The organism is Bailinhaonella thermotolerans (assembly GCF_003594875.1).
GTDB lineage: Bacteria > Actinomycetota > Actinomycetes > Streptosporangiales > Streptosporangiaceae > Bailinhaonella > Bailinhaonella thermotolerans.
Window position 1 is genome coordinate 216,260 of the sequence record NZ_QZEY01000009.1, and the last position, 12,595, is coordinate 228,854.

Genomic DNA, 12,595 nt, shown 5'->3' on the forward strand with positions numbered 1-12,595 from the left:
ACATTCCGGGCGCACCACCTCCAATCACCTCCCCTCACGCCCCTCCTCCACGCCCCCTCGGGCCGCTCTCGCGGCTTTGGTCCCGGGGTGTGCCGGAAACCGCGAGATCGGGCCGGGGGATGGCGACTACGGGCAGGGCTCGATGGGGCATACGCTGCTGTTCGTGAGCTCTTCGCCGAATCCGCGCCCGCGCCGCCGAGACCGTCACGGCCGAGGGTTGCGCGGGCCGCTGACGCCGCCGCACGTGCCGATCCGCCGCACCCGGGGCCAGCGCTTCGACGACCTGGTGCTGGACGCGGTGGACCGGCTCAAGCAGAACTGGGGCAGGGAGCTGGCGGCCGTGGAGTTCGCCGTCGAGGAGGTCCCGCCCCCGTCCGAGCTGGTGGACGGCACCTCCCGCGAGACGATGCCGCTGGGCCGCCTGGAGCGCGCCCGGGACCGCGAGCCCAACGTGGTCGTCGTCTACCGCCGCCCCATCGAGGCCCGCGCCGAGGACCGCGACACGCTGGGCCTCCTCGTCCACGACGTCGTGGTCGAGCAGGTCGCCAACCTCCTCGGGCTCGGCCCGGAGAACGTGGACCCCGGCTACGACGAGCGCCACTGACCCGCCGCGCCGCTCATCCGCTGACCCGCGCGGGCCCGCCGCCGGGCCCGCGCGAGGGTGCCGTGCGGCACCGGAGCGGCCGCCGCGCCGGAGCGGCGCCGCACGCGATCAGTCGGTGACCGCGGCGGCGGAGTCCGCCACCGGCGGGACGTAGGTCCAGGTGCGCGCCGGGGCCAGCGGCTGGATGGTGAGCATCAGCCCGGTCCTGGCCCGCTCCTCCAGCGTGCGCCCGCCGTACACCGGCCCGGAGCCCGGCAGCGGCTCGACCAGCACCGCGTAGCCGGTGTCCCCGCCGGGCGGGAGCGCCAGGCGCACCTCCCTGGTACGGCCCGCCGGCACCTCGACCTGCGAGGGGGCCGGGGCGGGGCCGCGCGCGGGCAGGAGCGTCACCCGCACCCGGCCGGGCGCGGCGGGGGCCGTGAGGACCAGGCGCGAGGACTGGCCGCGCGAGGAACGGTTGTCGGCGACGACGCTGCCGCTGTCGATGGGCGGGGACGAGGCGGTGAAGCCGACGTCCTGCCGCGTGCCGGTGCCCACGCTCATCAGCCCGGCCACCACCGGGACCTCGGACGTGACGATCACCGACGCGGGCTGCCCGGCCAGGCCGGTGGCCAGCTCCAGGTATCCCGCCGAGCCGGCGGGCACCTCCAGTTGCTCGCGGCCCTTGAGGGCGTACGTGCCGTCGGCCGTGACGACCTTCACGTCCACGAGCGCGTCCGCCTCCCCCGGCACGGCCACGAAGAGCTGCCTGCGCCCGGCCCCGCCGGGGACGCCGGACACGATCGCGCGCGGCGCGGGCGGCGCGGCGGCGGGCAGCCAGTCCACTCCCCCGCCGGGCAGCACCGCCCGCACGGCCGCGGCCACGCGGCCCTCGTGCGTGCGCACCTCCAGCGCGGCGACCTGGGCCATCGGGGCGACGTCCTTGAGGTTCACGACGCGGTGCTCCCCCGGCGCCAGCAGCAGCCCGCGCCCGGCGTCCCCGATGATCGGCCCCTCGCCGGTGTAGGCGACGATCTCGGCCGAGGCGCGCGTGTCGTCGATGTTGGCCAGGTACACCAGGACCTCGGCCGAGGCCGGTCCGGGCCCCACGAACCAGGAGGTCGCGGCGGGCTCGACGCAGCGCGCGGCGGAGAGCCCCCGCAGCCGGCCGGAAACGGCGCGGCCGGTCTGGGCGGCCTCCAGCCCGGCGGCCATCGCCCCGTCGGCGGACACCGAGAGCGGCGCGCGCTCCCTGGCCTCGCCGTACCACGGCGTGCCGGGCCGCTCGACGGTGGCGACGGGCTCGGGGCGGCCCAGGACGCGGGTGACGGCCCTGCCCCGCTCGCCGCGTCCTGGCGGGGTCACCACGCTCACCCGCGCCCCCGCGGGGTCGGGGCAGACGGCGGAGACCGCGTGGACGGCGGCCTTCACCGGCGGTGCGACCGGCGGGGCCGCGGAGTCCGGCCGGGAGCCGAGCGCCACGCCGTACAGCGCGAGCGAGGCGACGAGCACCATGGCGAGCAGGCTGAAACGGCTCTCGACGAAGGTCCTCACGAGGCCGCCCCCACCGTGTCGGGCGTACGGCCGCGCCGCCGCTGACCTCGCCGGCCGGTCGGCCGTTCCTCGGGCGGTGACTCGGCCAGCGGGTCGTCGTTCTTGGCGCCGGGCAGCGCGAGCACCACCACGACCAGCACGAGCAGGCCCTGCGTGACCACCCAGGCGTCGCGCCAGAACTGCGCCCGCGTCACCGTCACCACCCCGCCGTCCTCAGGGAGCGCAAACGCCTGCGCCCAGCCCTCGGCCACGCGCGGCTCCAGCGCCACCCCGTCGAGCGTGGCGCGCCAGTCCGGGCCTGCGGGCTCGCGCAGCACGAGCAGCCGCCCGCCGCCGCCGGAGGGCACCGTGGCCGAGGCGTTCACCCGCCCGGCGGGCAGCGTGACCGCCGCGCCCTTGGCGTCCACGACGCTGAGCCGGGGCGCGGGCCGGGTGAGCTGCCAGATCCCGCCGATCGGGGAGAGGCTGACCCGGGCGAGGCCCGGCTGCGAGTCGAGCGTGCGCGCGAGCGTCTCGGGCACCTTCCCCGGCGCGACGACGAACCGCACGGCGAAGGAGCCCAGCACGGCCACGTCGTCCCCGCCCCGGCCCGAGGCGAGCCCGGCGACCGCCGCGTCCACGCGTTTCCGCAGGTCCTCGGCCACCGGGATGTCCGGCTCGCCGACCAGCGGGTCGCGCCCGCGCACGATCGTGTAGTCCACGCGCCCGTCCCCGGCGACGCGGAGGATCAGCGTGCGGGCCCGCTCGCCCTCCCCGGCGGTCGCGGCGGCCAGCGCGGGAACGGCCGAGACGTTGTCGCGGTCGAGCGGCCCCTGCGCGCCCTTCCAGATCCAGGCCCCGGCGGCCAGCAGCGGGGCGGCGCAGGCGACCAGCACGACGAGCGTGGCCGACAGGCGGCGCACACCCCCGGCCGCGCGCAGCTCCCCGATGCGGCGGGCGGCGACCCCGGCCGCGACCAGCAGCCCGGTCGCGGCGAACGCGAGCGCGACGCCCGGCCACGCGTGGGCCTCGGGCCCGCCGGACACCGGGGCCACCCGCGTGCGCGCGACCAAGATGGCCACGAGCACGCCGAACAGCGCCAGCGTCCAGCCCGCCGCCACGAACAGCCGGTGCCGCCGGAGCAGCAGCCCGGCCAGCGCCGCGAACACCACGCCCCCGGTCACCCAGACCGGCGGCATGCCCGGCCCGCCCGGGCTGAGCAGCAGCAACGCCTCGGGGGCCAGCCGGGCGTCCACCAGTCCCGGCCGGTGCAGCCCGGCCTCCAGCAGGAACCTCGGCGGGTTCAGCACCAGCGTGTACAGCCACGGCCCGAGCAGCGCGGCCGGCGTCAGCAGCGCGATCGCGAGCGAGACGCCGACGCCCCGCCGTACGCCGCCGAAGGCCAGCGCGGCCAGGCCGCCCAGCGGGAGCGCCAGCAGCCACACGAGCGGGGCGAACGCGGTCCCCACGGCGAGGAGGAGGCCCAGCGCCCAGGCGGCGCGGCGGGCGACCCGGCGCTCGGCCCCGATGACGGCGGCGGCGAGCACGGCGTACACCGGCAGCAGCACGAAGACCACGGCGGTGCCGAGCCGCCCGGCGGCGATCGCGCCGGTGGCCACCGGCAGGAGCGCGTACGACGCGGCGATCCACAGCCGGGCGGGCACGTCGTCCAGGACGCGGCGGGTGGCCAGGTAGGCGGTGAGCCCGGCGAGCGGCACGCACCCGAGCAGCAGCACGGTCACGGCGAGCCAGGGCTTGCCCAGCAGCAGCGTCGAGACGACGGCCAGCACCGCGACGTACGGCGGGGCGTCCGCGCTCGTGCCCACCCCGATCGGGTGGAAGCCCGAGAGGTACTGGTCCCACAGGTCGCGGGCCCCGCCGTACACCGGGGGGAGGGCGCCGCCGCCGATGCGGCCCTCGCCCGCGAGCAGGGAGCGCTCGGCGACCAGGGTGACCGCGAGCAGGGCCAGCGTGAGCAGCACGGCCGGGCTGGTGAAGATCCGCTGGAGGAGGCCGCCGGAGTCGCTCAGCAGCTCCTCGCCCTCCTCCTCCCCCGGCTCCGCGACGACCGCGTGGTGGCGGCCGGCCGACTCGACGGGGCCGGTGCCCGCGAGCCAGCCGCGGACCATCTCGCCGATCCGGCGAAGGCCCTGCCCCGGCGGCGCGAAGTACTTTCGGACCTGGGGATACGTCTTGCGCTTGGCCTTGCCGCGGCGTTTGCGGGCGCGCCGGATCCGGCCCGGCGACCCGAGCACGGCGGCGAGCGCGGCGATCTCGTCCAGGGCGTTGGCGGGCTGCTTGGCCAGCAGGAACAGCAGCGTGCGCAGCAGCGAGCCGACGATCCCGCGCACGAGCGCGGCCAGGAACGCGCCGGTGGGCAGGTTGGCGGCGAGGACGTACAGCGCGTTGCGGCGGTCGGCCCGCCGCGGGTGGTCGCCGGTCGCGGCGATGCGCCGGCGGCGGCGCGAGGCGGCCTCGGCGTGCCAGGCCACGGCGTCGGTGACCACGAGGACGCGGTGCCCGGCGGCGCGGATCCGCCAGCACAGGTCGATGTCGTCGCGGAACAGCGGCAGTTCGTCGTCGAAGCCGCCGACCTGCTCGAACACGTCACGGCGGACGAGCATCCCGGCGGTGGAGACGGCCAGGCTCTCGCGGACGCCGTCGTGCTGGCCCTGGTCGTACTCCCGGTATTCGAGGCCGGTCTCGCGGCGGCCGCCCTTGTCCACGGTGACGCCGATCTCGACGAGCACCCGGCGGTCCAGCCAGTCGAGCAGCTTGGGCCCGAGGACGGCGGCGCGGGGGTCCGCCTCGGCGATCTCCAGCAGGCATTCGAGCGCGTCGGCGGCGGGCGCGCAGTCGTCGTGCAGCAGCCACAGCCACTCGACCGCGCCTTCCACCGGGTGCGCGGCGCGTACGGCCTCGGCCACGGCCTCGCCGAACCCGGCGGACCTGGACAGCGTGATCACCCGGGGGAACGCCTCGGCGAGCAGGGCGGCGCTGCCGTCGCGGCTGCCGTTGTCCACGGCGAGCGCACGGTCGACCGGCCTGGTCTGGCCGAACAGGCCGTCCAGGGTCTCCGGCAGCCAGCGGGCGCCGTCGTGCGCGACGACGACGGCGGTGACGATGTGACGGGCGTTGTGCACGGTTTTCTCGGGGAGAAGGGTGGTTCAGGCGGTATGCCCAGACCTGCACCGGGTTGGCGCGGGACAACCCTACTCGTGTTCGCCGCGCTTCTCCGGGCTCCCCGGATCTCCCGTGGCCTCCCGCCCCCCGGCGGGGTGGCCACGTGGCGGGGCGAGCCCCCTCGGAACCCCGGCGCGCCCCCGCGCCCCTGGCCGGTCCTCCCGATCTCGCCGGGATCCGGTCCGGGGCGCGAGGGCGCGTGGGCGCCCGGCGCCGATCGCATGATCGACCGTCGCCGGGCAGCGGTCAGCGACGTCCACGCCGCGGGCGCGGAGCGGACGTCAGGCGACCGTCAGCTCGCCTGGCGCTTGATTCTGCGTCGTTCCCTCTCGGACAGCCCACCCCAGATGCCGAACCGCTCATCGTGCTCGAGCGCGTACTCGAGACACTCCGCCCGCACTTCGCAGGCGCGGCAGACTTTCTTCGCTTCCCGGGTGGAGCCGCCCTTTTCTGGAAAGAACGCCTCCGGGTCGGTCTGCGCGCACAAGGCGCGCCCCTGCCAACCTAGTTCCTCAGTGCCGTGCGCCTGTGCGATGACCAGATCGGTCACAGCGCACCTCCTGATCCTTGGAGCCCCCTGATCATGTCTCCCGTAGTACCCACCCTGGGAGACTGAAACAACACGATTGTAATTACACGCGCGTGTCCCCGTGCGCGTCAAGCCGCCTGATGGTATTCCGCGGCAAAGGGGGCCCCATGGCCTCGGCAGCCGCCCGGGAGGTCCGAGTTCGTCCGCCGAATGCCGTCTGACCTGGTATTACGCGATCACTATGACCTCTGTTCCGAACCGTACCAGGGCTGTTCGTCATCCTGGCGGCGTTCGCGGGGCGTGTCGCCGGGAGCGGGCTGGGCGTTCGGCGATTGCGGATATGCCGCGGAATTCGGCGGGCTCTGCTGGTATCCGTCCTGATTCTGCGGGTAACCGCCCGGGTTCTGGTTGTACGCGTACCCGCTCTGCGCGTCCTGGCCGTAGCCGGGGGCCTGCGGCTGCCCCTGGCCGTACGCCGGGGGCTCGGGCGCGTTGCCGTACACGGGCTCCTGGCCGGACGGGAAGATCGCGGTGGGGGTGATCGGCTCGTCCCGCTGGAAGCGGCCGTCGAAGCCGGACTGGACGGGGGCGCCGCTGAGCAGGTCACCGGTCATGGGCGGGGGCTGGTGACCGGCCTGCTGGTGACCGGCCTGCTGGTGACCGGGGGTCTGCTGGTGCGCCTGCGCGGGGTCGCCGGCGGACCAGGAGGCGAAGGAGCCGTTCTGGGAGGGGTACGGCTCGGCCGCCGGGGCGCCGTAGGAGCCGCCGGGACCCGGGGCGGGCTGCGGCTGGGTGGACTGCGGCTGGTAGCCCGGCTCCTGGAAGCCCTGCTGGAAGTAGCCCGCCTGGACGCTCTGCTGGACGTCCTGGGCCTGGTGCGGCGCCGGGGCCTGGGGGGCGGGCTGGGGGTGACCCGCCTGGCCGTGCTGGTTCGGGTGGCTCTGCTGGTTGGGGTGGCTCTGCTGGTTGGGGTGACTCTGCTGGTTGGGGTGACTCTGCTGGTTCGGCTGGCCGTGCCGGCCCTGCTGCTGGTAGCTCTGGGCCTGCTGGTAGGCCTGCGCGATCTGCTGCTCGCGCGCGTGGGAGTGCTCGGAGGTCTGCCGCTGCGGCTCCCGGGGGCCGAAGAGGTAGTCGAAGTCGCTCTGTTCCTGCTGCTGGGCGGCCTCGTAGCCGCCGATCTGGGGCTCGGTCGACTGGGGCTCGTAGGTCTGCGGCTGCGAGCCGTACCCCTGCGCCTGGTCGTGGCCCGGGTAGCCGGAACCGGCGTAACCCTGGCCCTGCTGGTCGGACTGCTGCCCCTGGCCGGTGTACGCCTGCTGGTCGTACGCGGGGGCTTGTTGCCCCTCGTATTGCTGAGGCTGGGGTTGGTCGTTATACGCCTGGGGCTGGGATTCGTATGCCTGCGACTGGGATTCGTACCCCTGGGGTTGAGACGTGTACGACGCTCCCGGCTGCTGCGTGCCCATCCCGTAGACCTGGGTCGCCTGGTGGCCCTCCTGGCCGTACGCGGAAGCGGGCTCCTCCTGGCCGTACACGGAAGCGGGCTCCTCCTGGCGCGCCTCGTCGGCGGAGTCGCCGCCGGCGGGCGGGAGCTCGCCCGCCGGGACGCGGCGCGGCTCCCCCGGCTGGGCGTACGCGGGCACCGCCTCCTGCGCGGCGGTCGGCGGGTACTCGGGCGCGGGGGCCGCCGGAGCCTGACCCTGCGCCCCGTACGGCGAGGCGGGCGCGCCGTACGGCGGGCCGGGGTGCGGAGGCACGGGACCGGGGGCGTGCTGGCCGGGGGCGTGCTGCGGGTGGCCGGGCGCGCCGCCGTACGGATCGGACGGCATGCCGTAGTGGCCGCCGGACGCGGCCCCGGAGGGGGCGGCGGCCTTGCGGGGACGGCCGGCGCGGGCCGTGAGGACGCCGGTCTCGCCGAGCAGGTAGAGGAGCGCGATGGCGGCGATCGCGAGCTGGGCGCCGCCGGTGAGGAACGTCTCGAACCTGGACCGGCCGTCAGGCGCGCTGGAGAAGAGCACGCCGAAGATGGCGATGACGCCGAAGAACGCGCCCGCGCCGACGGTGCCGAGCGCGCCGTACCCGATCAGCCGCGCGCGCGGGGACGGGTCGCCGAGCCGCGTGGCGAGCAGGGTCGCGCCGACGGCGAGCAGGCCGACCAGCGGTCCCGTGAGCATGCCGATCGCGCGCACGGCCCGGATGCCGAACGGCACGACCTGGTCGCCCAGCGGGCCGGTCTCGCCGATGAACAGATGACCGACTCCGAGCAGGACGCTGATCGCGGGCCAGGCCAGGAGGGCCCACGCGCCCGGTTCACGGAGCCGATCCGCCTCTACCTTGATCACGAGTTCCCCCAAGGCTTCTGAGTACCGGGAGAGTTTTGCACATCCGCGACTTACGTGGCTTATAACTCAACAAGCACACTGGTCCGCACGGCCGCCATACGCGGGGGAATGCCGCGGGACCCTTCGTCCACAGGCGGCGGGAGCCGGGCGCGGAGTGGCGCTGAGCGGCTGGAAGACTAGGGACATGCGCATCGTTGCTCTTGCCGGCGGGATCGGCGGCGCCCGTTTCCTGCGCGGCCTCAAGCTCGCCGCCCCCGACGCCGAGATCACCGTGATCGGCAACACCGGGGACGACATCATCCTGTTCGGCCTCCAGGTCTGCCCCGACCTCGACACGGTCATGTACACCCTGGGCGGGGGCATCCACGAGGAGCAGGGCTGGGGCCGCGCCGGCGAGACCTTCGCGGTGAAGGAGGAGCTGGCGGCCTACGGCGTGGAGCCGCAGTGGTTCGGCCTGGGCGACCGCGACTTCGCCACCCACATCGTGCGCACCCAGATGCTCAACGCGGGCTACCCGCTGTCCGCCGTGACCGAGGCGCTGTGCCACCGCTGGCGGCCGGGGGTGCGGCTGATCCCGATGACCGACGACCGGGTCGAGACCCACGTGGTGATCGAGGACGACCGGGGCCGCCGCGCCGTGCACTTCCAGGAGTGGTGGGTGCGCCTGCGCGCCGGCGTGCCCGCCCAGGACATCGTGCTCGTGGGCGCCGACGACGCCAAGCCCGCGCCGGGCGTGCTCGACGCGATCGCCGAGGCCGACGTGGTGCTCCTGCCGCCGTCCAACCCGGTGGTGAGCGTCGGCACGATCCTGCGGATCCCGGGCATCCGGGAGGCCCTGACCGGCAAGACCGTCGTCGGCGTCTCCCCGATCATCGGCGGCGCCCCGGTGCGCGGCATGGCCGACGCCTGCCTGACCGCGATCGGCGTGGAGACCAGCGCCCAGGCCGTCGCCGAGCTGTACGGCTCCCCGCTGCTGGACGGCTGGCTCGTGGCCGAGGAGGACGCGGGCGTGAGCGTCGAGGGCGTGGTCACCCGGGCCCGGCCGCTGCTGATGACCGACGAGAGGGCCGCGGCCGACATCGCCCGCGCCGCCCTCGACCTGGCCGACGAGATCCGGGGGGTGACGGCGTGAGCCTGGCCAGCTCCGATCCCACCGCGCACGACGTCAGCGTCCGCGCGGTCCAGGGCCTGCCCAACGTGCGGCCCGGGGACGACATCGCCGAGATGATCGCGTCGGCGGTGCCCGACCTGCGCGACGGCGACATCCTGGTGATCACCTCGAAGATCGTCAGTAAGTCCGAGGGCCGGCTCATGCGCGGCACCCGGGCCGAGGCGATCGCCGCCGAGACCGAGCGGGTGGTCGCCCGGCGCGGCGACACGGTGATCGCCCAGACGCGCAGCGGGCTGGTGATGGCGGCGGCCGGTGTGGACGCCAGCAACGTCGAGCCCGGCACCGTGCTGCTGCTCCCCGAGGACTCCGACGCCTCGGCCCGCCGCATCCGGGCCCGCCTGCGCGAGCTGCTCGGCGTGCGCGTGGGCGTCGTCGTCTCCGACACCTTCGGCCGGCCGTGGCGGCTCGGCCTGACCGACGTCGCGATCGGCGCGGCCGGGATCATCCCGCTCGTGGACCTGCGCGGCACCACCGACGGCTACGGCAACCCGCTGGAGGCCACGATCACCGCCGTGGCCGACGAGGTCGCCTCCGCCGCCGAGCTGGTCAAGGGCAAGATCTCCGGCGTCCCCGTCGCGGTCGTCCGCGGCCTCGCGCCGTACACCACGGAGGGCGACGGCCAGGGCGCGGCCGCCCTCGTGCGGCCGGCCGACGAGGACATGTTCCGGTACGGCTCGGCCGAGGTGGTCTTCGCCCGCCGGACGATCCGCGACTTCACCGACGAGCCGGTGGACGGCGCGGCGGTACGCCGGGCGGTCGCGGCGGCGATCTCCGCCCCCGCGCCGCACCACACGACGCCGTGGCGTTTCGTCCTGCTGGAGTCCGCCGAGTCGCGCAAGCGCCTCCTGGACGCCATGCTCGACGCCTGGATCGCCGACCTGCGCCGCGACGGCTTCTCCGAGGAGTCCATCGCCAAGCGCGTCCGCCGGGGCGACGTCCTGCGCCGCGCGCCGTACCTCGCGATCCCGTGCCTGGTCATGGACGGCTCCCACACCTACCCCGAGCCCCCCGACGGCCGCCGCAACCGTGCCGAGCGCGAGATGTTCGTGGTCGCCACCGGCGCCGGCGTCCAGAACTTCCTGGTCTCGCTCGCCGTGGAGGGGCTGGGCTCCGCCTGGGTGTCGAGCACCATGTTCTGCCGCGACGTGGTCCGCCGCGAACTGTCCCTCCCCGACAACTGGGACCCCATGGGCGCCGTCGCCGTCGGCCACCCCGCCGCCCCGCCCAAGGACCGCCCCCCGAGGTCCCCCGAGGACTTCATCGAGGTCCGCTGACGCGGGCCCTCCGCACGCGGGCCCTCCACACGCGGGCCCTCCGCACGCGGGCCCTCCGCGTCGGTGTCCGCTGACCCGCGAGCCCTCCGCGCCGGGATCCACCGGCCCGGAGGTGCTCCGCGGGTCAGTTGGCGCAGTTGGGGGTGCAGAGGCGGCGGGCCAGGGCGTTGAGGAAGACGTCGATGATCTCGCCCGGGTGCTGGGCGACGTGCACCGAGCCGTTCGTGACCTGGGAGATCTCGGTCATGGCGGCGCGGTCCACGTCCTTGCCGAAGGCCACGACGACGATCTGCACGGGTTCCTCGGGGGTCCACTCCTTGCGCAGCGCGTCGATCAGGTCCCGGTGGCCGATGCCGCCGGGCTCGTCGCGGCCGGAGGTCAGGAGGAGGACCGTGTTGTTCATGCCGGGGTTGAACTGCTCGGTCATCCGGCGGAACGCCGCGAGCGTGGCGTCGTTGAGTCCCTTGCGGCCGGCGTCGCGGGGCTTGAGCTCGGTGGTCAGCCGCATCAGGCGGGAGCGGCGGATCACGTCGCCGCCCGCGGGCTCGGTGAGGGGCCCGAGGGAGACCTTCTCGCGGTACGGCCGGCTCCCGGCGATCCCGTCGGCGAACTCCCACACGCCGATCTGGGTGTCGTTGGGGAACAGCGGCAGGCCGATCGTGACCGCCTCCAGGGCCACGTCGAGCCTGGTCACGCCCTTGCGGACCTCGTCGGACATGGCGTCGGAGACCTCGGTGACGACCAGCATGCGGGTCATCGGGGCGAGCTTGCTCCACGCGTCCAGCGCCTCGTCCACGAACTCGGGGGTCAGCGACGGGCGCGGCCTGGGGTTCTCGGTCGGGACGCCCGGCTCGGCCCCCGGCCCCGCGAACTCCGGCCCCGTCGAGCCGTCGTGGCCGCGGAAGCCCATCCGCTGCACCGCCGTACGCGTCTCGGGGGAGGCCAGCCAGCCGGCGAACCGGCGCGCGGCCTCGGCCTCCTCCTTGCCCTCCGCCGTCACGACGTACGGATAGTCCAGGCTGACCGTGCCCTCCTTGGGGTGCAGGGCGACGAGCGGCTCGGCCCCGGCGCGGCGGTTGTGCTCCCACACCGACTGCTCGGGCACGATCACGACGGGCCGCTGCCAGAAGGACGCCTCCGAGAGCGTGGCCAGCATCGACCGGTAGTCGGGGGCGGAGGTGGCCTGGGCCATGCGCACGAACGCGGTCAGCCACCTGCGCCCCTTCTCCCCCTCCCCGGCGATGTCGCGGGCGGCGGCGACGGTCACGACCCCCGCCCCGGAGACCGAGGGGTCCGGGATGCGCACGACGTCCGGTTCGTCCTTGTCCGGCGCGGGCTCGCCCCGGGTGGTGCTCGGGAAGACCATGTTCCACGACATCTCGGTCTTCCCCGCGGCGAACGTGTCGGCCAGCGACCGCTTCGTCGCGAACACCAGCGGCGAGGTCGCCACCGACGTCTCGGGCTCGGGCAGGCCCACCGCGCCCGAGCGGCGGGCCATCCGCACCCAGGCCGAGGAGTCCGCCACCCATGCGTCCGGCTTCTCGCGCAGGACGCCGAGGCGGCCGCCGGCGAGCGTGCGCATCACGGTCGCCGGGGCCTGCTCGGTGACCTCCACGAGCACGCAGGGGCCGGGCATCGCGGGCGCGGCGGCGTTGAAACGTTCCGCCGCGGCCATCACGGGGGCCGCCACGTCCAGCGCGGCGGCCACGCTCACGAGGACGGGACGTCCGGAGCAGCCGCCGCCGGTCTTGCCGAGCACGACGGTCGAGACCCCGGCCACGCCCACGAGCACGGCGAGCGCCGCGAGCAGGGAGATCTTCCTGGCCGGGGACAGGCCCGCTCGACGTCGGCCGGTCGCGGCGCGGTGACGTCCGACGGCCACGGCGCTCCTTGAAACACTCACGGGTCAGGGCAGGGGGACGATTCTCGCAGTCCCCCCTACTTACCGCGCAAGTATTTCAAATGATCAGTTTCCTATTC

Annotated in this window: 8 protein-coding genes; 3 read left to right on the forward strand and 5 right to left on the reverse strand. The window is 75.1% G+C overall.

Annotated features, from left to right (window positions below):
* Window positions 1-142: 142 nt before the first annotated feature.
* Window positions 143-604, forward strand: coding sequence for a metallopeptidase family protein (locus D5H75_RS23255; RefSeq protein WP_119928628.1), 462 nt, complete (start codon window positions 143-145; stop codon window positions 602-604).
* A 108-nt stretch (window positions 605-712) separates the two neighbouring features.
* Here D5H75_RS23255 and D5H75_RS23260 read toward each other — a convergent pair whose 3' ends face one another.
* The 4 genes from D5H75_RS23260 to D5H75_RS23275 all read right to left on the reverse strand — a co-directional run bounded on the left by D5H75_RS23260 (window position 713) and on the right by D5H75_RS23275 (window position 8,170).
* Complete coding sequence (locus D5H75_RS23260) at window positions 713-2,137, reverse strand: DUF5719 family protein (RefSeq protein ID WP_119928629.1); 1,425 nt, start codon at window positions 2,135-2,137, stop codon at window positions 713-715.
* Window positions 2,134-5,259, reverse strand: coding sequence for a glycosyltransferase family 2 protein (locus D5H75_RS23265; protein ID WP_119928630.1), 3,126 nt, complete (start codon window positions 5,257-5,259; stop codon window positions 2,134-2,136). The genes D5H75_RS23260 and D5H75_RS23265 overlap by 4 nt, the downstream gene beginning before the upstream one ends.
* 332 nt (window positions 5,260-5,591) lie before the next feature.
* Window positions 5,592-5,849 (reverse strand): WhiB family transcriptional regulator, encoded by a 258-nt coding sequence (locus D5H75_RS23270; RefSeq protein WP_119928631.1) that lies wholly within the window; start codon window positions 5,847-5,849, stop codon window positions 5,592-5,594.
* Window positions 5,850-6,067: 218 nt separating this feature from the next.
* On the reverse strand, window positions 6,068-8,170 hold the full coding sequence (locus tag D5H75_RS23275; RefSeq protein ID WP_119928632.1) for a hypothetical protein: 2,103 nt from the start codon (window positions 8,168-8,170) through the stop codon (window positions 6,068-6,070).
* Window positions 8,171-8,354: 184 nt separating this feature from the next.
* On the opposite strand from D5H75_RS23275, the gene cofD reads away from it, so the two are divergent.
* Both cofD and D5H75_RS23285 read left to right on the forward strand, forming a co-directional pair.
* Window positions 8,355-9,302, forward strand: a complete 948-nt coding sequence (cofD, locus tag D5H75_RS23280; RefSeq protein WP_119928633.1) for a 2-phospho-L-lactate transferase — start codon at window positions 8,355-8,357, stop codon at window positions 9,300-9,302.
* Window positions 9,299-10,615 (forward strand): coenzyme F420-0:L-glutamate ligase, encoded by a 1,317-nt coding sequence (locus D5H75_RS23285; RefSeq protein ID WP_242454454.1) that lies wholly within the window; start codon window positions 9,299-9,301, stop codon window positions 10,613-10,615. The genes cofD and D5H75_RS23285 overlap by 4 nt, the downstream gene beginning before the upstream one ends.
* Window positions 10,616-10,739: 124 nt before the next feature.
* Here the strand turns inward: D5H75_RS23285 and D5H75_RS23290 are convergent, their stop codons facing one another.
* Window positions 10,740-12,497 carry a substrate-binding and VWA domain-containing protein gene (locus D5H75_RS23290; protein ID WP_242454455.1) on the reverse strand — a complete coding sequence of 586 codons (1,758 nt, stop codon included), beginning with the start codon at window positions 12,495-12,497 and terminating at the stop codon, window positions 10,740-10,742.
* Window positions 12,498-12,595 lie beyond the last annotated feature (98 nt).

Bases quoted from the DNA above. Each gene is read 5' to 3' on its own strand.
- D5H75_RS23255 (WP_119928628.1), top strand. From the start codon at position 143: ATGGGGCATACGCTGCTGTTCGTGAGCTCTTCGCCGAATCCGCGCCCG.
- cofD (WP_119928633.1), top strand. From the start codon at position 8,355: ATGCGCATCGTTGCTCTTGCCGGCGGGATCGGCGGCGCCCGTTTCCTG.